Consider the following 26,160-nt stretch of genomic DNA (forward strand, 5'->3'; position numbering starts at 1 on the left):
ATGAATATTGCGAAGGCTTGTATCCGGCATAAGGTTACCACCATTCTGGCGACCATCATGGTGGTCATCTTCGGCGTGATGTACGCCACCCAGCTGCAGATGGCCCTGATGCCGGACATGGAAATGCCCATGGCGGTGGTGATGACCACCTACGTGGGCGCCACTCCCAGCGACATTGAAGAGCTGGTGACGGACCCCCTGGAGGCGGCCATCATGTCCGTCTCCGGCATTGACTCCATCAAATCCCAGTCCTCGGAGAGCGTCAGCCTCATTATGATCACCTATGAGAATGACACCAACACCGACATCGCCGCCACCAAGCTGCGGGAGAAGTTCGACCTGGTGTCCCTGCCGGACGACGTGTCCGACCCGGTGATCATCAACATGAACATGAGCGAGATGATGCCCACGGCCATGATCGCCATGATGGGCGACGACCTGACGGAGCTGGAAAACACCGCCAACGACATCATCGTCCCCGGTCTGGAGCGCATTGAGGGCGTGGCCCAGGTGACCGTCAACGGCGGCCTGGAGCAGCAGATCGCCGTGGATGTGGACGCCACCCGGGCCGCGGGCCTGGGGCTGTCCGGCAGCTACATTGCCCAGTTCCTGGCGGGACAGAACCTGCTGTACCCCGGCGGCGACATGGACAACGGCTCCAAAACCCTGACGGTCTCCACCGACGCCAAGTTCCAGTCGGTGGAGGACGTGGCCAATATGCTCATCTCCCTGCCCACCGGCGGCACGGTGCGATTGTCCGAGGTGGCCGACGTGTACATGGAGACGCTGGACCCGTCGGCTCTGGCTAAGGTGGACGGCGCCAGCGCCGTGATGCTGCAGGTCTCCAAGCAGTCCGGCGCCAACGAGATGAACGTGGCCCGGCAGGTGGAGAAGCGGATGGCGGAGCTGAAGAAGGATAACCCCACCATCGCCTACACCATCCCCTACAGCGCCAGCGACTACATCAGCCAGGTGGTCAGCAGCGCCGTGCAGAACATCCTGCAGGGCGTGGTGCTGGCGGCCATCGTGGTGTTCCTGTTCCTGCGGCGGGGCTCCGCCACCATGACCATCGCCATCTCCATGCCGGTGTGCATTCTGGCGGTGTTCGTGGCCATGAAGTTCCTGGACCTGACGCTGAATATGATGTCCCTGGGCGGCATCGCCATGGGTGTGGGCATGATTGTGGATAACTCCATCGTGGTGCTGGAGAACATCAACCGCTTCAGCAAGGAGGGCCACGACCGGATGACCTCCTGCGTGGAGGGCACCAGGGAGGTCACCTCCTCGGTGGTGGCGTCCACCCTGACCACTCTGGCAGTATTTGTGCCCTTGGGTATGACTGAGGGCATGGCCGGCGACATGTTCCGGGACTTCTGCTTCACCATCGCCACGCTGATCGGCGCGTCTCTGGTGATTTCCCTGACCCTGGTGCCCCTGCTGTGCTACTTCACCCTGGACGAGGAGAAGGTCCGGCGTCTGGAGGAGAAGCAGGCAAAGAAGAAGCCCAGCGCCATCGGGCAGAAGCTCAGCGGTCTCGCGGCCCGGATCAACAACATTTACATGGGCCTGCTGGGCTACTTTGTCCGCCACCTGAAAACCGGCATGCTGGCATCCCTGGCGCTGGTGGTGGTGTTCATCCTGTCCCTGGTCAACACGAAAATGGTGCTGATTCCCGACATGGACCAGAGCGCCGTCAGCATCACCATCTCCATGCCCACCGGCTCGGAGGTGGAGGAGTCCGGCGCCATCGCTGACCGGGTGGCCGCCATTGTGGAGCGGGAGGTTCCGGAGCTGGAGCAGCTCTACTACATTGTCAGCGGCGGGTCCGGCATGTCCCTGGGCGGCGACGTGACCATGGGCGTGATGCTGGTGGACCGGAGCGACCGGGACCGCACCGCCTTTGACATTGAAGCCGACCTGCGCAAAGCGGTGCAGGACATCGCCGGCTGCGAGATCACCGTCAGCGCCACCAGCACCATGAGCATGGGCAGCGGCGATGACATCAGCCTGGAGATCACCGGCGACGACTATGACACCCTGGAGATGATCACCAACGATCTGACGGCCAGAATCGCCGCCCTGCCCGACGCGGTGGACGTGGAGAACTCCTTCTCCGAGAAGGTGCCCCAGGTGAAGGTCACCCTGAACCGGGAGAACGCCGCCCAGTACGGCCTCACCGCCGCCTCCATCGGCGCCGCCGTCCGCGGCGAGCTGACCGGCATCGAGGCCACCACCGTCACCATCAATAACCAGGACTACACCGTCATGGTGAAGGGCGACGGCAGCGCCTCCAGGAGCCTGGACGCCCTGCGCTCCATGCCCGTCACCACGCCTATGGGCGGTTCGGTGCCCCTGTCCGCCGTGGCGGATGTGAACATTGTGCAGGCACCCCAGAGCATTGTCCGGTCCAACCAGAGCCGGCAGGCCACCATCACCGGCAGCACCATCAGCGGCGACACGGCGGCCATCACGGCGGCCATCAACGGGATTCTCGACGACTATCCCATGCCCCAGGGCTATCTTGCCGAGACCGCCGGCAGCTACGAGGACATGATGGAGAGCTTCGCCGATCTGGGCCTGGCCCTGGCGGCGGCGCTGCTGCTGGTGTACTTCGTGCTGGCTGTCCAGTTTGAGTCCTTCAGCATGCCGGTGATCGTGATGCTGATTCTGCCGGTGGCCTTTACCGGCGCCCTGTTCGCCCTGCCTGTGACGGGCCGGGATATGTCCATGCTGGCGCTGGTGTCCATCATCATGCTGGCCGGTACGGTGGTCAACAGCTCCATCGTGCTGGTGGAGTACATCAAGATCCGCCGGGCCAGAGGCGAGGACCGGGTGACCGCTATCCTCCACGCCTGCCCGCTGCGGGTGCGGCCCATACTGATGACCACCCTCACCACGGTGCTGGCCATGGTGCCCATGGCCATGGGCTGGGGAGAGACCAACGAGATGATGACCGACATGGGCATCACCATGATCTCCGGTATGGTGATCTCCACCATTGTGACGCTGGTGTTCACGCCGGTGTTCTACTCCGTCATCGACGATCTGAGCCGCGGGTTCGGCAGAAAGAAGAAAAAGAAGGCGGAAGCGGAGCTGCCCGCCGGTACGTGAGAGCGGCGGAAGGACATACATTATATAATATAAAGGCATTCGGGAGCCTCCCTGCCGCGGAATGCGGCGGGGAGGCTCCCTTTTTGCCGTTTTCAGGGGAAAAGACGGGAACTTTTTCAGGCGGAACCGCGTCAAATACAACAGGGTTCTGCCGCTTGCAACAATTCTGAAACAATGTTACAGTTGTATTACAAAGGGCGATAACCTCTTGCAAATCGAATTCCGGTTTGCTATCATGCATCATGAACAGATGAGGAAGAGGCTCCTGTTTCTCTGCCCGGCGCAGATACAGGAACGGCATGCCACGGTATGTGTGCCGTGCGAACGGACCGGAACTTCCTCCTCGGATGTTCGGAACTATGGACTGCCGGGTTTCCGGCAAATTTGAAAGAGGAGGTAATAGTCCATGAAAAAGTTCCTGTCCATGGCTCTGGCTCTGGTGATGACCATGTCTCTGGTTGTCGTCGGTTCCAGCGCCGCGTTCACTGACAACAGCTCCATTGAGTACAAAGAAGCTGTGTCCGTGATCTCCGCCTGCGGAATCATCGATGGTTACACCGACGGTTCCTTCAACCCCACCGGCACCCTGACCCGTGGTGCCGCCGCCAAGATCATCTGCAACATGATCCTTGGCCCCACCACCGCCGACGCTCTGAGCGCCGACGCCGCTCCTTTCAAGGATGTTCCCGCTAACCACGTGTTTGCCGGCTACATCGCCTACTGCGCACAGCAGGGCATCATCAACGGCTATGCTGACGGCACCTTCAAGCCCGCCGGCACCGTGACTGGCTACCAGTTCATGAAGATGCTGCTGGGCGCCCTGGGCTATGAGGGCAAGTACGAGGGCTTCACCGGCGCCAACTGGTCCATCCAGGTTGCCAAGCTGGCTCTGAACCTGGAGCTGGAGGATGGCAACGATAACTTCGTTGGCACCAAGGCTCTGACCCGTGAAGAGGCCTGCCTGTATGCTTTCAACACCCTGAAGGCTACCATGGTTGAGTATGAGGAGAACACTCAGATCACCGTTGGCGACGTGGTCATCAACACCACCTCCAAGGCCAAGGAAGTTGAGTCCGGCAACAAGGCTGGCATCAAGATCTGGGATACCAAGACCCTGCAGTTCGCCGAGAAGTACTTCACCAAGCTGGACGCTCAGGACAAGGCTGACTCCTTCGGCCGTCCCGGCACCAAGTGGCTGTATGACGGCGAGTCCGTCGGCACCTTCGCCAACGCCGCTGACGAGGAGTATGTCCTGGTCAAGACCGGTGTCACCCTGAAGGAAGCTCTGCTGGACACCGACTACATGAACCTGGACGAGGATGACTTCGTTGAGAACGATGACGACGAGATGGATCCCGTTGTCTACCTGAACGGCAAGTCCGGCATCGTTGCCCTGGGCGACAAGCTGAACGCCGGCGACAAGATCGAGGTCTTCGAGGAGACCGTTGATGACGACGACGTGTTCACCACCGTGGTCATCATCCGTTACTCTGTTGCTGAGATCGACGAGGTCAACGACGAGCTGTCCACCGCCGACACCAAGAAGGGTGCTTCCTACGCTGTGGAGCTGAAGGCTCTGGGCGAGTTCAACCTGGAGGCTGACGCCACCCTGTACGACAAGCACGACGACAAGGCCGAGATCAAGGGCTTCAACGCCAAGACCTACACCGAGGGCACCGTCCTGGCCATCGTTGCCAGCGAGAAGGACGATGACGTTCTGGCTTCCAACGTTGCCGAGTCCGTCACCGGTAAGGTTACCGTTTACAAGTCCGGCGCCAAGGCTGCCATCACTGTGGACGGCACTGCTTATCCCATGACCGGCGCTGCCGCCGCTCAGGCCGACACCAACTTCGACTTCGACGGCGACGAGTACACCATCTATCTGGATCCCAACGGCTATGTCATCGGCATTGACGGCGACAACACCGCTGCTCTGGAGGACGTCTACTATGTGACCGAGATCGGCCACGACACCGGCAAGTATGAGAACAGCACTGTTGACTATGCTCAGGCCGTGTCCCTGAAGGACGGCACTGTTGCCGAGTTCAAGCTGGACAAGGACGAGCAGAACAAGTATCCCACTCCCGGCTACCTGTACAGCTTCGACGAGGATGACGGCAAGTACACCGCCGTTCTGTACGAGGGCACCGATGACATCGACGTCGACTATGACGACGCCTCCATCGACCTGGCCCGCGACGACAGCAACATGAAGCTGGGCTCCACCAAGTTCTACTTCGAGGACGACACCGCCTTCCTGAAGATCGAGGATTCCGGCGCTGACATCGACGTCAAGACCGCTACCGGCTCTACCAGCGTCGACGCCACCAACGCCCGCATCGTTGTGGTCTCCGAGAAGAACGGCAGCACCCGCAGCGCCCTGCACGTTGTCATCGCTGCTACCGAGATCAACAACTCCATGAGCGCTGAGGATGTCATCTACTTCTCTGACAACCCCAACCGCAAGAACGCTGACGGCCGCGTTGGCGAGGTCTACTTCATGGACGGCACCGGCACTGTTGAGGACATCACCTTCGATAACAAGGCCAGCGAGAACCTCGAGGGCCGTTACTTCAAGTTCACCGTGGACGATGACGGCATCTACACCCTGAAGACCGAGCTGGAGGATCTGACCGAGACTCTGGACGAGTACAAGGATGAGACCGGCTTCGTGGACGGCACCCTGACCCGTCTGTACAAGGGCGCTCTGACCGTGTCCGTGAACGGCTATGTGTTCGCTGACGACGTCGACCTGTCCTCCAACGTTGTGATCATCGACGAGCGCGAAGACGACGAGCGCGACGCCGATATGTACAAGTCCGAGATCACCACTGCTACCCGCCTGCAGAACGCCATCGATAAGGACGGCGTGACTGTCACCGCTACCGTGTTCTTCGACGACGAGGAGGTCATCTTCGTTGCCGTCCGCACTGTGACCGACGCTGAGCAGTAATCTGCGCAGACAAGCACAGTCGAACACGCAAGTGTGAGGTAAAAAGGACCCGCTCCGAAAGGAGCGGGTCCTTTTTTGCCGGAATAGGATGGCTTTTTGTAAACAAACCCCCGCAGCGGTTGAAATTGACGGGAAAAGTGTGTAAAATAAGACTGCTGTTGACAAATCCCGGCGGCAGGGGCCGCCGATGACATGGAGGATGCCATGAAAGAGAACACAAGGAGCGCGATGGACCGGATCGGGACTGTCGTGCTTCCGTTGATGATGTTTTTGGTGCTGACGGACGTGAACCGCATTGTGACGCTGGTGGCGGCACTGGCGGCGCTGGTTTTTGTCCTGGGCAGGAAGCCTCAGATGGAGCAGCGGATGGCGCCGCTGACGGTGGGCGTGCTGCTCTACGGCGCGGTTTGCCTGTGTTCCGGGCTGGGTTCCTCCTTCGGCGACTATGCCGTGCAGGAGAGCTGCAAGATTCTGGCGGCCTTTTCCGTGTTTCTGCTGGTGCTGGTCCGGGCGCCGGGAACCCGCCGGCTGCTGGCGTGGTTTACCGGCTGCGCCGCCATCATCGCTTTCCTCTGCATTGAGGGGTCCTCCACCAATGTGGTGACCCCGCTGTTCAACATGGCCCGGCAGCTCATCGGCTATGACACCACTGTCTACACCGGCTATGAGGCGGGGGTGCGAATCACCGGTATTTACGGCAACGCCAACGTGTCCGCCGGTTTGCTGGGCGTGGCGCTGCTGGCGGCTCTCTACCTGGTGCAGACCCAGGAGGACCGGAAGAGCTGGAAGGCCCTGCCGGCCTATCTGGCGCTGGGCATGGAGGCGCTGGCGTTTCTGCTGAGCTTCTCCATGGGCGCCATGGCCACCTTCTTCGTCACCTGCCTGCTGTATGTGGCGGTGAGCCGGAAGGAGCACCAGCTGCCCCTGTTTATCCTGATGGTGGAGACGGCGGTGGTGACGGTGGTGTGCGCCTTCGGCGCGACCGTGGGACTTGGCAAGGAGGGCTCCGCAGCGGCGGCGGTGCCGGTGGTGCTGTCGGCAGTCTGCGGCGCTGTGATCTGGGTGCTGGACCGGTTTGCGGGTCTGGCTCTTGGGGAGCGGCTGCGGGAGCACGGAAAGGCGGCGCTGGTGGGCATCGGCGGTTTCGCGGCAGTGCTGGCGGTGTACGTGGCGCTGGCGGTGAACATCACCGGCGGGACTGCCCTGACCGCCGGGGAGACGCTGTCCCGGGCGGTGTATCTGGCTCCCGGCAGCTACGCCGTGACGGCGGAGGGCGCGGACGCCGCGGTGCGGATTTACTCCCAGAACAGCAAGGATCTGATGATGCACACGGAGACTACCGTCTACGAGGGCGGGCTGGCCGGGGCGGAATTCACCGTGCCGGAGGACTCCGAAGTGGTGTGGTTCCAGATGAAGGGCGAGGGCGCCCTGAACCGGGTGACGCTGTCCGACGGAACGGCGCTGAAGCTGGGCTACCGGCTGCTGCCCGGGTTTGCCGCCAACCGAATCCAGGGCCTGCGGACCAACCAGAACTTTATCCAGCGTATGGTGTTCTGGCAGGACGGCATCCGGCTGTGGAAGCTGCGGCCGGTGACCGGCTGGGGCCTGGGCGGCGTGGAAGGCCGGGTCACGGCGGTGCAGGACTTCTACTATGAGTCCAAGTACGTCCACAACCACTTTATTCAGGTGATGGCGGAGTCCGGCATTGTGGGCCTGGCGGCGTTTTTGTTCCTGCTGGGGTCCGCCTACTGGACGGTGGTGCGGCGGCGGAGCCGCAGCGGCGACCCCGTGTACGCGGCGCTGTTCGCCTGCCTGATGATGATGACGTTCCACTCCATGGTGGAGGTGGTCTGGTCCCATCAGGAATACCAAACGGCGGTGATGATTGTGCTGGCGGCCATCTGCATGGTGCCGGACTGCCGCGAACACGTGAAGAAAACGGCCAGATGGGCGGTGCGGACGGTGACGGCGGCGCTGGCTGCCGTGACGGCGGTGTTCGGCGTGCTCAGCGGCGCCAATCTGTATGCCAAGTATCAGATGATCGTGTTCGGCACTTCCTCCGCCAGCGAGTTTATCGCCAAGGCCCAGCAGCTGGACCGGATTGACGTGTATGATGCCGATGACTACAAGGTGGCCATCATCAAGACGGCGCTGCAGTACGGCGACCGGGAGGATTACGACCTGGCCGGCGACTGCGCGGTGGCACTGCGGGAGCGGAAGGAGTTTACCGCCTGCCGCAGCGTGGCGGTGTACTACGACATACCCTTCCGGGCCATTGAGGACTTTTTCCGGGACTGCAGGCTGGGCATTGAGCAGGAGGCCTCCAGCAGCTGGGCGTGGAACCGGCTGATCTACACCTACCGCTGGGCCGCCAAGCAGCTGGGGCCGGAGGATGTGTCCGCGTTTGTGGACGGTGTGGTGGAGACGGGCGACTATCTGGAGGCCTTCAATGAAGGCCGGATGGGGCCCATTGAGCTGGATTATCAGGAAGAGGAGTTCATCTCCCTGTGCCGCGCCCTGCAGGGGCGGCGGGAGAGCGTGATTTACTCCACTCTGCAGAAATATCTGGAGGACGCCACGTTCTGAGCGTGAAAAACCCCGCTTCCGGGAGACCGGAAGCGGGGTTCCTTTACAGGGCAGAGACGGGGGAGCGAAGCCCCTCCGGCAGAACGGAAGTGTACAGCTCCATCACCTGGGGCAGCACCTCCGGCAGGCTGTAGGGGGCCATGGCGGCCCGGGCGGCCTCCCCCAGGGCGGCGGCCAGGCCCGGCTCCTCCAGCAGGCGGCGGATCTGTCCGGCGCAGCCGGCAGCGTCGCCGAAGGGGTAGAGAAGGCCCGTGCGGCCGTGGTCGATGAGGTCCGTGTGACCCTTCACGGCGGTGGCCACCACCGGCAGTCCGCAGTACATGGACTCCATCACGTTGAAGGGCAGGCCCTCCGACCGGGCGGAGGTGACGGCGCCGTCGGCGGCGGCGTACCACTCCGGCATGTCGGTGACATAGCCCGGGAAGCGGACCCGGTCCGACACCCCCAGACGCCGGGCTTGGGCCTTGCAGTCCTCCAGCAGCGCGCCGCTGCCCGGCAGGCACAGCTTCACCCGGTCCGGCAGCTGGGCCAGGGCGTCAATGAGGGTGGACTGGTGCTTTCGGGAGGAAAACTCCGCGGCATAAATCAGAAGAAAATCACTTTCTGTAATATTCAGTCGGGTTCGCAGAGCGGCCCGCTGGGCGGGAGTGGGGGCGTCCAGAGGGGCGAAGTCCACGCCTACGCCGGGGATGTTCACCACCCGGCGGCCCAGACGGCGGCGGACGGCCTCGCTGTAGTCATACCGGTTCATGGTCAGCAGCAGGTCCGTCTGGGGGGCGGTGAGCCGCTCCGCCGCCAGCAGCACTGCCTTTTTCGGGGCAGGCGTGCTGTCATCAAACAGGTAGCCGTGGGACATGTTCACCAGCGGCGGACGGTGTTTCAGTCCGGCGGCGGCCCGGCGGGTGAAGAAGGCGGCCAGGGAGGTGTGGGTGCAGATCAGGTCATAGGACTGCTGCTCCATCAGCTCCCGCAGCTGATGCTGGGCGGCGAAGTTGGCGGGGGCGGTCATTTTCTTTTCAAAGGGCAGTAGCACCGTCCGGTCCGCTTCCGGCAGAGGGCGCAGCCCGCCGCCGGCGGCGGTGTGGACCTGCCAGCCCATGGCCCGGAAGGCCTGCAGGTAGGGGCGGTGGAAGGCGGCCAGGTGGCCGTATGTAGACGCGGTGAACAGGACCTTGGGCACGGGGCAGGGCCTCCTTTCTGTCAGGGGTGTCCGGGGATTTCCGGATCGTAGAATTCCAGCTTGCCGCACTGCTGGCAGCACAGCACCTCAACGCTCATGGAGCCGGAGGCCAGGCGGTTCAGACTGCTGAAAAAGAGGGTCTCCTCTCCCAGCTTCAGCCGGTACTCCCCGCGGCGGAACATCTCGCCGCCGCAGCGGAGACAGGTCTTGCCGGCGCGGCAGGCGGCCTGCCGGGCCTGCTGCTTCTCCAGCGCCTGCCGCAGCGCATCCGGATGGCTGGGGTGGCCCTCCGACAGCACCAGCCGGGCGCGGCCCAGCGGCGACAGGTCGAACACCCGGTCATAACACCTGGAGCAGAAGCTTTCCGATTGATCGCCGCAGGGCAGGGGATCAGGGGCGAATGGAGACAGCTTTTTGCCGCACAGGGCGCAGACGTCGGGCATGTGAAGGGCTCCTTTCCGTTGTTTTTTCTATCGTACCACAGCCGGGGCCGGGGCGCAAGGCGGAATGGCACGGCGGAAAGCGGAAATCCTTGACAGGGCTGGCGGCGTGGGGCAAAATGGAGAGAGAAAGGGGTGTGCTGCAATGCGGGAAACGATGGAGTGGCTGGCGGCGGAGCTGGCGGAGGAACAGGCTGCCATACTGGTGACGGTGACAGAGACGGAGGGGACCACTCCCAGAAAGGCCGGGGCCATGATGGTTGTGCTGGAGGACGGCAGCGCCGACGGGACCATCGGCGGCGGCAGCGTGGAGTATGAGGCGCTGGAGCTGTGTGAGGAATTGCTGCGGCAGGGAGAGAGTGCGATCCGGACCTTCCGGTACGTACAGGGAGACGGAGACAGGGCGGACGGCACGGTGACGCTGCATTTTCAGTATCTGGACGGCGGGATGCTGTGGACCATCCAGCAGATGGCGGAATGGGCGGCTGACAGCAAAGGCGTCTGGCTGCTGCGGAAGTTCCAGGGCGCCCGGGTGACGGAGACGGCTGTGGCCGCGCTGGGCGACTGGGACCCGGAAATGCTGCAGGAGCGGGCGGTCTGGAAGGACGGGTGGCTGTCGGTGATGGTGGAGCGGCCGGGGCGGCTGTACATCTTCGGCGGCGGCCATGTGGCCAGCTGCCTTGCCGAAGCGGCGGCCCGGGCCGGGTTCCGGGTGGTGGTGTACCAGGGCTGGCGGCCGGAGGAGGTCTGGGAGCGGTTCCGGTTTGCGGAGAAGATTCTCTGCGGGCCGTTTTCGGAGGTGTATCGGCAGGTGACGCTGACAGAGCATGACTTCGCGGTGGTGCTCACCAGCGATCCCCAGACTGACTACGAGGTTTTGAAGCAGATATTGAGCGAAAATGTACAATATATTGGCTGTATTGGCTCCAAGCGGAAGCTGTCCGCCTGCCGGGAGCGGCTGCTGGCGGACGGGTTCCGGCAGGAACAGTGGGACCGGGTTCACGCGCCCATCGGGCTGGACATCGGCGCGGAGACGCCGGAGGAGCTGGCGGTGGCCATCACCGCGGAGCTGATCGCCGTGCGGAGGGACGCTCTGCGCCGGTGATTGGAGAAGCGCAAAAGAATTCCCGCCGGAGGGCGGACCCTTCGGCGGGAAGCGGAGTCAGACATCATCCTCCCGGCAGTACAGGAGGATGGGGAGGAATTTTCCGCCAATCAGCGGAACCTCCTTTGGGGCAAAATCCATGATTACAATGCACCATGGAAATCCATGGGAACGCAAGGGCGCCGCGCCTTTGCTGTTGCATTTTCCCCGGCGGACATGCTACAATAGCACTGTCGATTCTACTTGTTTACTGGAGGGACGCCTATGGGCCGGATCAGCAAGGAAAACTACTATCTGGACATCGCCGAGACCGTTCTGGAGCGGTCCACCTGCCTGCGGCGGGTGTACGGCGCCATCATTGTCAACAATGACGAGATTATCTCCACCGGCTACAACGGCGCGCCCAGAGGACGGGTCAACTGCTCGGAGCTGGGCTACTGCACCCGGGAGGCCATGAAGGTGCCCCGGGGGGAGCGGTACGAGCTGTGCCGCAGCGTCCACGCCGAGGCCAACGCCATCATCTCCGCCGCCCGGCGGGACATCGTGGGGGGCACGCTGTATCTGGTGGGCCGGGACGCCCGCACAGGAGCGCTGTTGGGAGACGCCACCTCCTGCTCCATGTGCCGCCGCCAGGTGATCAACTCCGGGCTGGAGCGGGTGGTGATCCGCCGGACGCCTACGGAGTTTGAGGTGGTGGAGGTGGAGCAGTGGGTGCGGGAGGACGACTCCCTGCCCCGGCTGGACCTCAGCGAGATGAATCAGGCGGAATAACGGATTCCCGTTCAATCAACCCCACGGTTTCACAGGAAAGGAAGGACCCTGCTTGAATACGGGACTTGTAACCTTTTACCATATCCATCATTACGGGGCGTTTCTGCAGGCCTACGCCACCCAGCACGCCGTGGAGACCTTCGGCGGACGGTGCGAGATTCTGAATTATTATGTCAATCAGAACAACGACCTGTTCCGGAAGCCTGTCAGTCCCGGCGCCGCCGCGGCGGACGCCCACACCGCTCTCCACTACAGGGCGCTGAAGGACCGGTATGACCGGTTTGAGGAGTTCACCCGGCAGCACCTCCACGTGACGGAGCGGCACTATGAGACACGGGACGAGCTGTACCGGGAGCCGCCGGAGTACGATGTGTACCTCTCCGGCAGCGACCAGATCTGGAACCCCAAGATCTTCCCTGACGGGAGGTTTGACCCGGTGTACTTCAGCGGCTTTACCCAGGGGCGGAAAATCGCCTACGCCCCCTCCTTCGGCATCCCCCGGGTGCCGGAGAGCATGGAGCAGGAGCTGCGGGATTATCTGAGCCAGTTCTCCCACCTGTCGGCCCGGGAGGTGCAGGGCCGGGAGATCATCCGCCGGGCGGGCCGGGAGGCCCGGGTGGTGCTGGACCCCACGCTGCTGCTGCGGCAGGAGGAGTGGGGGCAGCTGGCGGCGGCACCGAAATTCCGGGGCGGATACATCCTCGTCTACTGCATCAGCAAGCCCGGGGCCCTGAGCCATTACATCGCCCGGCTGGCGGAGGCGACGGGACTGCCGGTGGTGCAGCTGTGCGGCATCCGCCAGAAGGTTCACCCCAAGGCCCACTGCGTGCTGGACGCCGGTCCGGCGGAGTTTCTGGGCCTGTTCCGGGGGGCCGCTTACGTCTGCACCAACTCCTTCCACGGTACGGTGTTTTCCGTGCAGTTTGAAAAGCCCTTTTTCACGGCGGTGGCGCCGTCGGAGATGGCGAAGCCGGAGGTTTCCCGGACCTACAGCCTGCTGGGGCGGCTGGGGCTGACGGACCGCATCATCGGCAAGGGCGACACGGCGGAGCTGGCGGCGGAGGTGGACTGGGAAGGCGTCCGTCAGCGGCTGGAGGAGAAGCGGCGGGACTCCCTGGAGTACCTGCGGTGCGCCCTGGAGAATGAGCCGCTGCCGGAAGAGACAGCGGAGACGGCGGCTGCCGCCGGACCCCGGCTGGCGGACCGGATGGACTGCACCGGCTGCACCGCCTGCAAAAGCGGCTGTCCCAAGGACGCCATTGCCATGAAGCGGGACCGGGAGGGCTTCGCCTATCCCGTGGTGAATCCGGAGGCGTGTGTGGGCTGCGGCCGCTGCACCGCCGTCTGCCCGGCGCTCCATCCCCGGAAGCAGCAGGCGCTGCCGGTGGTATACGCCGCCTGGAACCGGGATGAGACCGTCCGGAAGGACTCCACCTCCGGCGGCGTGTTCTCCCTGCTGGCGGAGGACACCCTGGAGAGCGGCGGCGTGGTGTTCGGCGCCGCCTTTGACAGCAACATGCATCTGCGGCACACCGCCTGCTTTACGAAGGGAGAGCTGCGGCACCTGCGGGGGGCCAAGTACGTCCAGAGCGATCTGGGGGAGACCTACCGGGAGGTGAAAAAGCTGCTGGAGAATCGGCCGGTGCTGTTTTCCGGCACCCCCTGCCAGGTGGACGGACTGTACCGCTACCTGGGCTGCCGGCCGGAGAATCTCACCACCTGTGACCTGGTGTGCCACGGCGTGCCCTCCCCCGGCGTGTGGGAGGACTACGCGGCGCTCCTTCAGGCGGAGCAGAACCGGAAGCTGCGGTCGGTGCGGTTCCGCAACAAGGTGTCCGGGTGGCAGAACAGCCATCTGACCATGACCTATGACGACGGGGCGGTGGAGTCCGCGCCGCTGTTCAGTACGGAGTACGGCCACGCCTTCGGCCGGGCGCTGTTCCTGCGGCCCAGCTGCTACCGCTGCGCCTACACCTCCGTGTCCCGGCCCGGGGACTTTACCCTGGGGGACTTCTGGGGGCTGAAGCCCGACGAGCTGGCGGACCAGCAGAAGCAGGGCATCTCGATGCTGATGGTGAACACCCCCCACGGCAGCCACATTTTCGACCGGCTGCCGGTGAGCCGGGTGCCCTATCCCATGGAGCGGGCGGTGGCCGGAAATCCCCGGATGGTGTCCCCCACGGCCTTCTGCCCCGACCGGGCGGCCTTCTTTGCCGCCTACGTTCTGCGGCCCTTTGAGGAGGTCCGGAAGCAGTACTTCCGCCTGCGGCCCCTGCCGGTGCGGGCGGCGGCCAAGGCGCTGTCGCCGGAGATGAAGGCGAAGATCAAAAAAGTGCTGAAAAAGTGAGAAAACTGCCCGACGGATGGTCCGTCGGGCAGTTTTTTGCGTGCTGAGGGTCCCGCGGGAAAGAAACGCGGGCAGGGACGGTTTTGCGGTCAGTCGGCGGCGATGACGGCGGCGTACAGCTCGTTCCGGGAGAGGCCGGAGTGCTCCGCCACCTCCTTCACCGCGTCCTTGGTGCGGCGGCCGTCGGAGCGCAGCTTCTTCACCAGGGCCACCGCCTCCTCCAGCGTCAGGGCGGCTTCCTCCGCGGGGGGAGCGCCCTCCACCACCAGCACGTACTCTCCCTTGGGGGCGGTGGCGCGGTAATACTCCACGGCCTGGCCAAGGGTGGTGCGCATGGTCTCCTCGTGGAGCTTGGTCAGCTCCCGGCAAAGGGAGATCCGGCGCTGGGGGCCGAAGGCGGTGCACAGATCGTCCAGGGTGGTGCAGAGCTTGTGGGGCGCCTCGTGGAAGATCATGGTGCGCTCTTCGTTTTTCAGGGAATCCAGCCGCTCCCGGCGGCTTTTTTTGTTGACGGTGAGGAAGCCCTCGAAGGTGAACCGGCCGGTGGGCAGGCCCGACACCGCCAGGGCGTTGACGGCGGCGCAGCAGCCGGGAATGGCGTACACCGGCACGCCGTTTTCCGCGCACAGCCGCACCAGGTCCTCCCCGGGGTCGGAGATGGCCGGGGTGCCGGCGTCTGTCACCAGGGCGCAGGTCTCCCCCGCCAGCAGACGGGAGAGAATGGACTGGCCGGCGGTGATGTGGTTATGCTCGTGGTAGCTCACCAGGGGCTTTTTAATGCCGAAGTGGTTCAGCAGCTTTACGGACACCCGGGTGTCCTCGGCGGCGATAAAATCGGCGGACTGCAGCGTCTCCACGGCCCGGGGGGAGAAGTCCCCCAGGTTGCCGATGGGAGTGGCCACCAGATACAGCGTTCCGCTCATGGCGTTTCCTCCGTTGTACGAAAATATATGGCGTTCAGCTCCGGCGTGGGCCGGCCGTCCGGGGTTTCCAGCACCAGCGGCGGCAGAACGGTCAGGCCCGGCTTGCCGCCCCGGCGGCACTCCAGCAGCACCAGCGACGGGGCCCGGCCGGGACGGACTTCCGTCAGCCGCAGCCGCTTGGGCTCCAGCCCTGCCGGGCGCAGGGCGCACAGCAGGTCCGTCAGCCGCTCCGGCTTGTGGACCAGGCAGAAGCTGCCGCCCCAGCGCAGCAGATACGCGGCGGCGCGGCACACGTCCTCCAGGGTGCAGGCGGTTTCGGACCGGGCGGCGCGGCGGGAATCATCGGCGGACAGGGCGCCGCTGCCGGCGGGGTAGTAAGGCGGGTTGCACACCACCAGATCAAAGCTGCCGGCGGGAAGCAGGTCCCGGATGCTTCGCAGGTCCCCCTCCAGAACGGTCTGGCGGTCCGTCAGGCCGTTGGCCTCCGCGCCCCGGCGGGCCAGCGCCGCGGCCCGGGGCAGCAGCTCCACGCCGGTGACGGTCATCCGTGGCTGACGCTGCAGCAGCAGCGTGGACAGCAATCCCGTGCCGCTGCCCAGGTCGCAGACCCGCAGGCCCGGCTTCAGGGCCGGAAAGGCGGACAGCAGGAAGGAGTCCGTCCCCGGTGGAAACAGGGCGTCATCATAGAAAATGCGGTATCCGCCGGGACAGAGCAGGTCGCTGCGCTCCATGGCGGTGCCTCCTTTCATCGCTCAGGGGCCGTGGGACGGCGGCGGGCCGCCAGACGGGTCAGAGCGTCCAGACCGGAAAACAGGGGGATGACCTCCGGCGGGTGGAGGAAGGGATTGTCCGGACGGGGGGAAGGCGGGGGCTCCACCCACTCCACGCTGGAAAAGTCCTCCCCGAACACGCAGGAGGGGTCCTCCACGTCCTCCGCCTCCAGCTCCTTTTCCTCCAGGGTCATCCAGTCGCAGTAGAAGTGGTTCCGGGCCAGGTGGCGCAGCTCGTGGCGGATGGCCCGGCGCTGACAGTCGGGACTGTACAGGGTGTTGATATAGATATTGGCGGTGCCGTCGCTGTTGGCGGCGATGACGCCGGGGACGCCCATGTGGGGGAAGTCCTCAAAGAAAAGAAAGTAGTCCACGCCGCGGTAGTATTTCAACGGCCATTCTTCCTTTGCTTGAATTTGATGAACTCCACAATGTCCTCCAGGTCCTCCGGGGACACCTTGGCGTCGGCGTCCAGCAGCAGGCGGATGCCGCTTTCCTGCAGGACCTCCCGGTACTGGGCGTGGGGCAGGGGCCGGGTGCCTTGCAATGCGGTCCAGACGGTGCGGAAATCGTTTTCTTCCTGCAGGCGCCGCCAATCGGCGCGGTCATAGCGGACGGTGCCGCCGGTGACGGAGTCCGTGCAGACGGCGCCCTCCGGCCCCTCGGACACGGTGATGCCCCGGCTCTCCAGATCGTGGATCAGGGTGCAGCGGAGATAGTCCTCCGTGACGCCCAGCGCGTCGGCGAACCGGCGGATCACCGCGGCGTTGGCGGTCTCGATGCGGCCGTTCTCATATTTGGCGACGGCGGATTTCTGGATGCCTGCCTTTTCGCCCAGGGCTTCCTGGGTGAGTCCCCGCTCCCTGCGGGTTTCCCGGATGCGGCTGCCGAGAGTGTACATCAGGCATTCCTCCTCTCTGTGTCCTGATGATAACACAAAAATTTGGGAAATGCAAGAAAAATATCTTGACAAAGACACTTCTGCGAGGTATGGTGAAAGTGTCGCAAGAAAGACACTTCTGCGGGAGACAGGCGGTCCCGGAAGGGAGCGCCCTGATTTGTCCATTGAAGTGTCCTAAAAAAGACACGGAGGAGGATGCATGAGAGAAAGAGAAGTGAAGCCCCGGGGGCCGGGGCGGCCCTTTGTCAGCCCGTACATCAGCCTGTGCGCCGACTGCCGGGTGTGCACCTGCCGGTGGGCCTACGGGGAGGCGGTGCCGGGCTGGCGGGCGGAGCCGTCGGCGCTGTACGAGGGGGGCTGGCGGGTGCTGGAGTGCCCGGAGTTTGTGGCCATGCCCCGGCGGAGAAGGAGGCGGCGGTGAGGGAGCCGGAGCGGCCCGCGGAGCCGCCGGAGGAGAAGCCGGAGCGGTGCGCCGTCTGCGGGGCGGCGTGGCCGGAGTATCAGGTACGGGAGCCGGGGCGGGGCGTCATCGGGTGTGAGCGCTGCCTTGTGATCCGGAAAGGGGGAGTCATTCAATGAACGAGGAACAGGTGATGGAGCTGCTGGCGGGGCCGCAGCGGGAGGCGGAGCGTCTGCGGGCGGCCCGGCGGCGGCTGGAGAGCCGGCTGTCCCGGTGCCGCCGGATGACGGCGGGCTACGGCGGTACCCGGCGGGGGAGCGTGTCCTCCGGCGAGGACAGCTGGGCGGAGACGGCGGATCTGGTGGAGGAGGTGCGGCGCCGGCAGGCGGCGCTGGCGGCGGCCCGGCGGCGGGTGCGGGAAATGCTGGCGGTGATGGAGGGGGAACGGGACGGACGGCGGAACGCGGCGGTGCTGGAGCAGCGGTACCTGCTGGGACGGTCCTGGCCCCGGGTCCGGGAGGAGCTGGCGGCGGAGGGCTTTGCCGCCGGGACGGAGCGGACGCTGTTCAACTGGCACCGGGCGGCCATCCGGCAGGCGGAGCGGGTGTGGAACGGCGGGGAAGCGGCAAAGATACGGTAAGCGGCGGGGACGGCAGAAAAAATTTTCGTTTGGCGTTGCCTTTTCAGCGCCATCCGTGTTATTTTCTATGCTGGAAATACAGGAGAGACCGACGGGCCGAAAGGCGCGCCGGTCTTTTTTCATGCCCGGAAAGGAGGTGAGAGCCGTTGGGAAGATGACGAAGCAGCGGAAGCGGAGCCTGCGGGCGGCGGCGCTGGCGTGTCTGGAGATGGAGCTGCCCCGGGAGGATGAGCTGCGGCAGGAGCTGGAGCGGCGGGGACTGGCGCCCACCGGCGGGCAGGCGCTGGCGTACCGGCAGTGGATGAAGGCGGCGGGAGGGGATACCTCCGCCGCCAAATTTCTGCGGGACGCCGCCGGACCGGAGGAGCCGGAGACACCGGCGGCAAAGCCGGCGGCAGACCTCTCCGGCCTGACGGACGAGGAACTGCGGCATCTGGCGGGAAGGAGCGTGAAATGTGAGCAGGGCTGACAGGGCACTGGCGGAGGCGGCGGCTGCCGAGCTGGCCCGGCGGGAACTGGCCCGGCGGCGGTACGCCGCCTATCTGGCGCTGGTGAACGGGCCGGCATGGGTGGAGACCCGGCTGTCCCGGTTTCTGGCGGATGAGGTGCAGGCCTTCGTGGAGGCGGAGACGGGCCACGCCTACGACATTCTGGTGATTGAGACACCGCCCCAGCACGGCAAGTCCATGACGCTGACGGAGGCGCTGCCCTCCTGGGTGCTGGGGCGATGGCCGGAGACGCGGATCATTCAGGGCTCCTACAGCGAGGAGACGGCGGAGCGGTTCTGCCGGCGGAACAAGGAGAAGGTGAAGGCCTGGGGGCAGCGGCTGTTCGGCATCCGGGTGGGAGCGGTGGACCGGGCGGCGGAATTTGAGCTGGCGGGGCACCGGGGGCGGATGATCTCCCGGGGCATTCTCTCCGGCGTCACCGGAAACCCGGCAGAGCTGATGATTCTGGACGACCCCATCAAAAACCGGCAGGAGGCGGACAGCCCCATCTACCGGGAGCGGCTGTGGGAGGAGTGGCAGAACAGCTTCAAGTCCCGGCTGGCGGCAGGGGCCAAGGTGATTGTCATCATGACCCCCTGGCACGAGGACGATCTGGCGGGGCGGCTGCTGACCACGGAGCGCCACATCCGGCTGCTGCGGCTGCCGGTGGAGGCGGAGCGGGAGGACCCGCTGGGCCGCCCCGCGGGGGCGGCGCTGTGCCCGGAGCTGGGAAAGGACGAGAGGTGGCTGGCGCAGTTCAAAGCCTCCTATCTACAGGACCCCAGAGGCGGCCAGCGGGCCTGGGCGGCGCTGTACCAGTGCGCGCCCGGGGTGGAGGGCGGCAACCTGGTGCGGCGGGAGTGGTGGAGGACCTACCGGGAATCGGAGATGCCGGCGCTAGCGGCGGAGGTCATCAGCGTGGACGCCGCCTTCAAGGACGGGGACGCCAACGATTTTGTGGCCATTACCGTGTGGGGCAAGCACGGGAACGACTACTACCTGCGGTGGTGCGTCAACCGGCACCTGGACTTTCTGGGAACCATCGGGGCCATCCGGGAGATGAAGCGGCGGTATCCCAACGCCCGGGCGGTGCTGATTGAGGACAAGGCCAACGGCAGCGCCGTCATCAACGTGCTGCAGCGGGAGATGTTCTGCGTTCCGGTGGAGCCGAGGGGCGGCAAGGCGGCCCGGGTTCACGCGGTGTCCGCCGCCATCGAGAGCGGGCATGTGTACCTGCCTGCCGACGCCTGGTGGCTGGGGGAGTTTCTGGACCAGTGGTCGTCCTTTCCCGCCGGACGCCACGATGACATGGTGGACTCCTCCACCCAGGCGCTGACCTATCTGCTCCACAGTGCCGGGGAGACGGGCCAGGCGCGGCAGCAGGAGGCGGGCTTCGGCGGGGCGCTGTACGACGTATACGGTTCATAAGAAAAGGAGGAAAACAATGGCATTTTTACTGGGATTGGCCGGGGGAGCGGCAGCCGTGGGACTGCTGCTGGCAGGAATGGCGCTGGGCCGGCAGCTGGCGGGGCGGCAGGCGCGGCCCACGGCGGAGGCCCTCTCCGAGGGGGAGGGGCGACGGCTGCAGGAGGAACAGGAGGCCTTCCGGCTGCTGCAGAACTACACCGTGGAACGGGCCTACGGCGGGAAGGAGGCGTAAATGCGGGACAATGACACCACCCTGGCCTGGAAGCTTTACGAGGCGGGCCGGGATTACAACGAGCGGCTGGTGCCCAGCCAGTACGCGCTGGTGGACACCAACACCGAGTTTTTCAGCGGCAACCAGTGGCTGAATCTGCCGGACACCCCCGCCATGCGGGAGCTGCCCAAGCCCACCTTCAACATCATCAAGCGCATTGCAAGCCTGTTCATCGCCTCCCTCACCTCCAGCGCCGTGGCGCTGCGGTTCGAGCCTCTGGCCTACTATGGGGCGCCGGAGGAACAGGAGGGGGAGGACCCTGCCGACGTGGCCAACGCGGAGGTGGGGAACCTGCTGGAGAAGTTCAAGTTTGAGTACCGGCTGCGGGACGCCCTCTACGACGGCGCCCGCAGCGGCGACTACTGCGCCCACTTCTGGTTCGACCCCACGGCCATGCCCTACGGCGGAGCCTTCGGGCAGCGGCGGGGGGAGATCCGGATGGAGCTGGTGGACGGCGTCAACGTCATGTTCGGAAACCCCGCCAGCGCCTGCGTGGAGGACCAGCCCTACATCCTGCTGGTGGGCCGGGACACGGTGGAGCACCTGCGCCAGGAGGCGGAGGCCCGGGGCAGCGCCGAGGCGGAGCGCATCACCGCCGACAGCGAGAACGGACACTTCTCCGGCGTGGGCGGCCGGACGGAGCTTTCCGCGGAGGAGGGGGGAAAGGCGCTGTACGTGTGCCTGTACACCCGGTGCAGCCGCCCGGTGAAGCGGGCGGACGGGACGGTGGAGCGGTGGGAGAGCACCATTCACGTCACCAAGGCCACCCGCACCGCCGTCATCTACCAGGACGTGGACACAGGACTGTCCCGCTATCCCATCGCCTGGGGCAACTGGGAGAAGCAGAAGAACCAGTACCATGGCCGGGCGCTGGTGACGGGCATCGTGCCCAACCAGATTTTCATCAACACCATGTTTGCCACCGCCATGCGCCACCTGCAGCTGATGGCATTCCCCAAGACGGTGTACAACGCCGACCTGATCTCCAGCTGGAGCAACGAGGTGGGCCAGGCCATCGGCGTCCGGGGGCTGCAGCCGGGACAGGCGGTGGGCCAGGTGGCCCAGCATCTGCAGCCGGCGGAGATGAGCAATCAGATCTTTGCCCTCATCGACAAGGCCATGGCCTACACCAAGGAGTGCCTGGGAGCCACCGACGCCCAGATGGGCAACGTGCGGCCGGACAACACCTCGGCGCTGATGGTGCTGCAGACCAACGCGGAGGTGCCGCTGGAGAACGTGCGTGCGGGCCTCTACGAGTGGGTGGAGGACATCGGCGCCATTCTGCTGGACATGATGGGCACCTACTACGGCACCCGGCCGGTGGTGACGGACCGGGAACTGGAGGAGCCGGTGACCGACGGGGCGGGGAATGTGTCCATCGACCCGGTTACCGGGCTGCTGCGGACCCGGCGGGTGAGCCGCCGGGTGGTGCGGAGCTTCGATTTCTCCCGGTTCAAGCACCTGTGGCTGCGGATGCGGGTGGACGTGGGCGCCACTACCTATTTCAGCGAGATCGCCATGAGCCAGACCCTGGACAACCTGCGCCGGGACGGCACCCTGGATGTGATTCAGTACCTGGAGCGCATCCCCGACAAGCTGATTCCCAAAAAGGAGGAGCTGCTGCGGGAGCTGCGCAGCCGCGCCGCCGCGGAGCCGGAGGGCACGTCCGCCGGCGCCGGCGGTCCGGTGCAGGGCGGCCCGGTGGATGAGAGTCGGGTGGCGGAGCAGCTCACCGGCACCATGCAGAACCGGCTGCAGGAGCTGCCTGCTGTGGCCCGACGGGCGGTGCTGCAGCAGGGCCAGGAGCGAAGCCGATGAAGACTGACGCCGGGCGACCGGCGTGGTCCATACAAAAACGAGAAAGGAGCAGAACATGGAAGAGGAAAAAATGACGGCGGTCCCCACGGAGCCCCAGCGGGACTTCGCCGCCGAGGCGGAGCAGGTGCGGGCCCTTTACCCGGACCTGCGGGAGTTCCCCGACGAGGTGGCCATGGACGCGGCGGCGGGAGCGGGCCTTCTGCAGGCCTATCTGAATTACCGGGAGCGGCAGGCCGTCCGGGAGACGGAGGAGCTGCGCCAGGAGAACGCGGTGCTGCGGCAGAACGCCGACGCCGCCGGCCGTGCCCCTGTCCGGGGCGTCACCGGCGGCGGAGACACCGCCTCCCGGCCCCGGGGCGCCTTTTTGCAGGGCCTCCGGGAGGACATGGAACAGTGGTAACCGATTTGAATGACAGAAAGGATGATGTGAAATGGCAGGCGGAATGAATCTGGCCAGCAAGTATGCTTCCGAGGTGGACGAGAAGTTCCACAGGGAGTCCCAGGCCGTGATGGCCCTGAACAACCACTACAAGTTCACCGGCGTGCAGACGGTGAACGTCTACTCCGTGCCGGTGGTGGCCATGCGGGACTACACCCGCAGCGGCACCAGCCGTTACGGCACCCCCGATGACCTGACCCGCAGCGTGCAGACCCTGAAGGTGGGCAGGGACCGGGCCTTTACCTTTATCATCGACCAGGGCGACCGCACCCAGTCCATGATGGTTATGGACGCGGGCCGCGCCCTCAGCCGCCAGATCCGGGAGGTGTGGGTGCCGGAGTACGACACCTATGTGTTCCGCACCCTGGCTGCCCGGGCCACCGCCCGGGGCAACTACTCCACCACGGAGCTGACCCGTGCCAACGCCTATGAGCAGTTCCTCCACGGCATGGAGGTGCTGGGCAACCGGAACGTGCCCGACCAGGGCCGGGTGTGCTTCTGCTCCTACCGCTTCGCCAACCTGCTGAAGCAGGACAGCGCCTTCATGCGCTACGGCGACCGGTCCCAGGAGATGCTGCGCAAGGGCGTCATCGGCGAGGTGGACGGCTGCCACATTGTGAAGGTGCCCGCCTCCCGGCTGCCGGCGGGCTGCGCGTTCCTGATGACCCATCCCATGGCCGCCACCGGCCCCAAGCAGCTGGAGAGCTTCAAGATCCACGACAATCCCCCCGGCATCAATGGCTATCTGGTGGAGGGCCGCGTGATCTATGACTGCTTCGTGCTCAACGAGAAGGCGGACGCGGTGTACTACCACGGCGCCCAGCCGGTGCTCAAGCCCCTGAATGTCACCGCCTCCGTCAACGGCAGCGGCACCGCCGCCCTGGTGGTGGAGCCCGGCGCCCCTGAGAGCGGCAACAGCTGGAAGTACCAGGTGAAGTCCTCTGCCGACGCCCTGGACACCGTCACCTACGGCACCGCCATCACCGCCTCCAACTGGAGCGCCCTCACCGGCTCCGGCGTCACCCTGACTGCCGCCGCCGGCAGCGTGGTGGCCGTGGCGGAGGTGGACTCCGCCGGCAAGCCTCTGGGCTACGGCACCGCCGAGGTCTGCTGATGACGGCCGCCTACGGCGATCTCCGCCGGCAGGTGCTGAGCCTGGTCCGCAAATACTCCATCGCGGGAAAGGAGACGCCGGCGGCCTACAACTGCCAGGCGGATGACCTGAACCGCATTCCGCTGCTGCTCAACGAGGCGCTGGCGCAGCTGCGGACGGAGGGAAAGCCGGACACGGCGGCAGCGGTTCTCACCGGCGGAGAGGAGTACGGCGGGTGGATGCGCTGCCCCCTGCCGGAGGACTGCCACGCCCTCCGCACCGGCGGCGTGACGGTGCTGCGGGGCGGAAGGCTGCGGCGGACCAACGATTACCGCCTGCAGGGGAAGTACATCCTGGTGCCGCCCGGGGAGACGTACACGGTGGAGTATGACCGCGTCCCGGCGCAGCTGCCCCTGGACGCGGCGGAGGACCTGGAGATTGTGGAGGACCCGGAGGTCCTCCACGCCGCCGTGTGTTACGCGGCGGCGTACCTGGTGATGCAGGAGGATGAATTCGCCTACGCCGCGCTGCGCAACGAGTATGAGCGGCGGCTGAGCCGCCTCTCCGCCGGAGTCACGGCGGAGGTGGGCACGGTGGAGGATGTGTACGGAGGGGAGGGCGACTGACATGGGCATTCCCTATCCCACGCTGCCGGAGAGACGGCCGGTGCAGCTGCTGGACTTTCCCCGGCTGGACGGCGGGCTGAATCTGCAGGAGCTGGATTACCGGCTTCCCCCCAACCAGTCCCCGGAGATGAAAAACCTCTGGTGGCAGGACGGATTGCTGCAGTGCCGGGACGGCCAGCGCCTGGTGTGGTCCGCGGAGGGTACCGGCTACGCCTGCTGCGTCGAACCCTTCCGGGGCTACGGGTTTTTCCACATCGGCGACGGGCTGTACTGCTCCGATCTGACGGAGGCGGCGCCGGTGAAGCTCTGCGGCCAGGTGCCGGAGAACCGGGGCACCTTCCTGCGGTATGGCGAGTGGCTGTTCTACAAGAACCGGGGCGGGTTTTTCCGCATTGCCGCCGGGGAAGCGGGCTTCACGGTGACAGACATGCGTCAGGCGGCCTACGTGCCGGTGACGGTGATCAACGCCGATCCGGCCACCGGCGCCGGGGACACCTATCAGCCGGAAAACCGGCTCTCCTCCGGCAAGACCGTGTGGTACAACGCCGCGGAGGGGGTGACGGTGTACCATCTGCCGGTGGGGAACGTGGACAGCGTGACGGCGGTGACGGTGGACGGCGCGGCCCTGACTGCCGGGACGGACTACACGGCGGACACGGCGGCGGGCACCGTCACCTTTGCCGCGGCGCCGCCGGTGACGGACCCGCCCACCAACAACACGGTGACCATCACCTACGAGAAGGCCAACCCGGAGGCGCTGGAGGCCGTCATGGACTGCCCCTATGCCGCCGTGTACGGCGGGGACAACGGCGTGTGCATGGTGCTGGGGGGCTGTGCCGCCCAGCCCAACGCCTTTTTCTGGAACGGCAACGATCACCTGAGCATGAACCCCGGCTACTGGCCCATGCCCTTTTACAACCTGGCGGGGGATACGGCGGACGCCGTGACCGGCTTCGGGCGCCAGTACGGGATGCTGGTGCTGTTCAAGGAGAGCAGCGTGGGCCGGGCGGAGTGGAGCGTGGAGACGGTGGACGGCCGGGACAGCATCTCCCTCACCTACGCCGCCGTCAACAGCCGCATCGGCTGCGACCTGCCCTGGACCATTCAGCTGGTGGAGAACAACCTGGTGTTTGCCAACAGCCGGCAGGGAGTGTTTTTCCTGCGGGACTCCTCGGCGGCCCTGGAGAACAACATGGTGTGCATCAGCCGGAAGGTCAACGGCACCTCCCGGCGGCCGGGGCTGCTGGCGGACGCGGCGGATGCCGGGGCGGACGGGGTCTGCGCCTTCGACGATGACAGCCGGTACTGGCTGTGCGCCGGGGGACACGTTTACGCCTGGGACTACACGGTGTCAGGCCGGAAGGACCCCAGCTGGTTCTTCTTTGACAACGTGCTGGGCATCGCCTATCTGCGCCGCGGCGAAACGAATTACCATCTGGACAGAACCGGCCGGCTGACCCGGTTTGTCCGGGACTTCCTGGACTACGGCGGCGCCATTGAGAAGGTCTACCGGTTCACGCCGCTGTCCTTCGGCGGCTACGACCGGCTGAAGGACGTACTGTACTGCATTTTCACGGTGCGCTCCGACACCGACAGCATTGTGGACATCCAGTATGACAGCGACTACGAGACACGGCAGGACCGGACGGAGATTCGCTCCCTCAGCTACCATCTGGCGCCCCGGAACCTGAGCTTCCGGTGCCTGACGGGGCAGAAATACGCCCACGTGGCCCGGAGACGGCCCGGGTGTCGCCGCGTGCGGCACTTTGCCATGGGGCTGCGCAACTGCCGCCCGGGCCAGGACCTGTCCATCGTGTCGGCGCAGACGGCGTTCCGGTATCTGGGCAGGGACCGATGATGAAAGGAGGGT

At 65.4% G+C, this 26,160-nt stretch carries 23 protein-coding genes; 17 read left to right on the plus strand and 6 right to left on the minus strand.

What is annotated here, in order from left to right; all coding sequences use genetic code 11:
- The 3 genes from SOX55_RS04775 (at nucleotide 1) to SOX55_RS04785 (ending at nucleotide 8,650) form a co-directional block, all read left to right on the plus strand.
- Complete coding sequence (locus tag SOX55_RS04775; protein WP_325286294.1) at nucleotides 1-3,111, plus strand: efflux RND transporter permease subunit; 3,111 nt, start codon at nucleotides 1-3, stop codon at nucleotides 3,109-3,111.
- A 406-nt stretch (nucleotides 3,112-3,517) separates the two neighbouring features.
- Nucleotides 3,518-6,064, plus strand: coding sequence for an S-layer homology domain-containing protein (locus tag SOX55_RS04780; protein ID WP_325286295.1), 2,547 nt, complete (start codon nucleotides 3,518-3,520; stop codon nucleotides 6,062-6,064).
- Nucleotides 6,065-6,268: 204 nt separating this feature from the next.
- Entirely contained in the window at nucleotides 6,269-8,650 is a 2,382-nt protein-coding gene (locus SOX55_RS04785) for an O-antigen ligase family protein (protein ID WP_325286296.1), read from the plus strand.
- A gap of 43 nt (nucleotides 8,651-8,693) precedes the next feature.
- Here SOX55_RS04785 and SOX55_RS04790 read toward each other — a convergent pair whose 3' ends face one another.
- Together SOX55_RS04790 and SOX55_RS04795 are read right to left on the minus strand one after the other, a co-directional pair.
- Nucleotides 8,694-9,830, minus strand: coding sequence for a glycosyltransferase (locus SOX55_RS04790; protein WP_325286297.1), 1,137 nt, complete (start codon nucleotides 9,828-9,830; stop codon nucleotides 8,694-8,696).
- Between the two features lie 20 nt (nucleotides 9,831-9,850).
- Nucleotides 9,851-10,273: a hypothetical protein gene (locus SOX55_RS04795; protein WP_325286298.1), complete on the minus strand. Its 423-nt coding sequence runs from the start codon at nucleotides 10,271-10,273 to the stop codon at nucleotides 9,851-9,853.
- Nucleotides 10,274-10,415: 142 nt separating this feature from the next.
- On the opposite strand from SOX55_RS04795, the gene SOX55_RS04800 reads away from it, so the two are divergent.
- The 3 genes from SOX55_RS04800 (at nucleotide 10,416) to SOX55_RS04810 (ending at nucleotide 14,493) form a co-directional block, all read left to right on the plus strand.
- Entirely contained in the window at nucleotides 10,416-11,375 is a 960-nt protein-coding gene (locus tag SOX55_RS04800) for an XdhC family protein (RefSeq protein WP_325286299.1), read from the plus strand.
- Between the two features lie 264 nt (nucleotides 11,376-11,639).
- Nucleotides 11,640-12,146: a deoxycytidylate deaminase gene (locus SOX55_RS04805; RefSeq protein WP_325286300.1), complete on the plus strand. Its 507-nt coding sequence runs from the start codon at nucleotides 11,640-11,642 to the stop codon at nucleotides 12,144-12,146.
- A 52-nt stretch (nucleotides 12,147-12,198) separates the two neighbouring features.
- Nucleotides 12,199-14,493: a polysaccharide pyruvyl transferase family protein gene (locus tag SOX55_RS04810; protein WP_325286301.1), complete on the plus strand. Its 2,295-nt coding sequence runs from the start codon at nucleotides 12,199-12,201 to the stop codon at nucleotides 14,491-14,493.
- An 89-nt stretch (nucleotides 14,494-14,582) separates the two neighbouring features.
- Here SOX55_RS04810 and rsmI read toward each other — a convergent pair whose 3' ends face one another.
- From rsmI to SOX55_RS04830, 4 genes are read right to left on the minus strand one after another with little or no spacing between them, the layout of a single operon-like run.
- A complete protein-coding gene (gene rsmI / locus SOX55_RS04815) occupies nucleotides 14,583-15,416 on the minus strand; it encodes a 16S rRNA (cytidine(1402)-2'-O)-methyltransferase (protein WP_325286302.1) in 834 nt (277 codons plus the stop codon).
- Nucleotides 15,413-16,147 (minus strand): tRNA1(Val) (adenine(37)-N6)-methyltransferase, encoded by a 735-nt coding sequence (locus SOX55_RS04820; RefSeq protein ID WP_325286303.1) that lies wholly within the window; start codon nucleotides 16,145-16,147, stop codon nucleotides 15,413-15,415. The genes rsmI and SOX55_RS04820 overlap by 4 nt, the downstream gene beginning before the upstream one ends.
- Before the next feature lie 14 nt (nucleotides 16,148-16,161).
- Nucleotides 16,162-16,578 (minus strand): hypothetical protein, encoded by a 417-nt coding sequence (locus tag SOX55_RS04825; RefSeq protein ID WP_325286304.1) that lies wholly within the window; start codon nucleotides 16,576-16,578, stop codon nucleotides 16,162-16,164.
- Nucleotides 16,575-17,087, minus strand: a complete 513-nt coding sequence (locus SOX55_RS04830) for a helix-turn-helix domain-containing protein (protein WP_325286305.1) — start codon at nucleotides 17,085-17,087, stop codon at nucleotides 16,575-16,577. Before SOX55_RS04830 ends, SOX55_RS04825 begins: the two co-directional genes overlap by 4 nt.
- Before the next feature lie 199 nt (nucleotides 17,088-17,286).
- On the opposite strand from SOX55_RS04830, the gene SOX55_RS04835 reads away from it, so the two are divergent.
- From SOX55_RS04835 to SOX55_RS04885, 11 genes are all read left to right on the plus strand, one after another.
- Nucleotides 17,287-17,508 (plus strand): hypothetical protein, encoded by a 222-nt coding sequence (locus SOX55_RS04835; RefSeq protein ID WP_325286306.1) that lies wholly within the window; start codon nucleotides 17,287-17,289, stop codon nucleotides 17,506-17,508.
- Complete coding sequence (locus SOX55_RS04840; RefSeq protein WP_325286307.1) at nucleotides 17,505-17,666, plus strand: hypothetical protein; 162 nt, start codon at nucleotides 17,505-17,507, stop codon at nucleotides 17,664-17,666. Before SOX55_RS04835 ends, SOX55_RS04840 begins: the two co-directional genes overlap by 4 nt.
- Nucleotides 17,663-18,127 (plus strand): hypothetical protein, encoded by a 465-nt coding sequence (locus SOX55_RS04845; RefSeq protein ID WP_325286308.1) that lies wholly within the window; start codon nucleotides 17,663-17,665, stop codon nucleotides 18,125-18,127. Before SOX55_RS04840 ends, SOX55_RS04845 begins: the two co-directional genes overlap by 4 nt.
- Nucleotides 18,128-18,281: 154 nt before the next feature.
- Nucleotides 18,282-18,596, plus strand: a complete 315-nt coding sequence (locus tag SOX55_RS04850; protein WP_325286309.1) for a hypothetical protein — start codon at nucleotides 18,282-18,284, stop codon at nucleotides 18,594-18,596.
- Nucleotides 18,583-20,043 (plus strand): phage terminase large subunit, encoded by a 1,461-nt coding sequence (gene terL, locus SOX55_RS04855; RefSeq protein WP_325286310.1) that lies wholly within the window; start codon nucleotides 18,583-18,585, stop codon nucleotides 20,041-20,043. Before SOX55_RS04850 ends, terL begins: the two co-directional genes overlap by 14 nt.
- 16 nt (nucleotides 20,044-20,059) lie before the next feature.
- Nucleotides 20,060-20,275: a hypothetical protein gene (locus SOX55_RS04860; RefSeq protein WP_325286311.1), complete on the plus strand. Its 216-nt coding sequence runs from the start codon at nucleotides 20,060-20,062 to the stop codon at nucleotides 20,273-20,275.
- Nucleotides 20,276-22,132 carry a portal protein gene (locus tag SOX55_RS04865; RefSeq protein WP_325286312.1) on the plus strand — a complete coding sequence of 619 codons (1,857 nt, stop codon included), beginning with the start codon at nucleotides 20,276-20,278 and terminating at the stop codon, nucleotides 22,130-22,132.
- Nucleotides 22,133-22,187: 55 nt separating this feature from the next.
- Nucleotides 22,188-22,532, plus strand: coding sequence for a hypothetical protein (locus tag SOX55_RS04870; RefSeq protein ID WP_325286313.1), 345 nt, complete (start codon nucleotides 22,188-22,190; stop codon nucleotides 22,530-22,532).
- Nucleotides 22,533-22,563: 31 nt separating this feature from the next.
- The gene (locus SOX55_RS04875) at nucleotides 22,564-23,685 is read left to right on the plus strand and encodes a N4-gp56 family major capsid protein (protein WP_325286314.1); all 1,122 of its coding nucleotides are present in this window, start codon (nucleotides 22,564-22,566) and stop codon (nucleotides 23,683-23,685) included.
- Nucleotides 23,685-24,290, plus strand: a complete 606-nt coding sequence (locus SOX55_RS04880) for a phage adaptor protein (protein WP_325286315.1) — start codon at nucleotides 23,685-23,687, stop codon at nucleotides 24,288-24,290. Before SOX55_RS04875 ends, SOX55_RS04880 begins: the two co-directional genes overlap by 1 nt.
- A 1-nt stretch (nucleotide 24,291) precedes the next feature.
- Entirely contained in the window at nucleotides 24,292-26,148 is a 1,857-nt protein-coding gene (locus tag SOX55_RS04885) for a hypothetical protein (protein ID WP_325286316.1), read from the plus strand.
- The last annotated feature ends 12 nt before the right edge of the window (nucleotides 26,149-26,160 follow it).

It is taken from the genome of Dysosmobacter sp. (genome assembly GCF_034093755.1).
In the GTDB taxonomy this organism is placed as follows: Bacteria; Bacillota; Clostridia; order Oscillospirales; family Oscillospiraceae; genus Oscillibacter.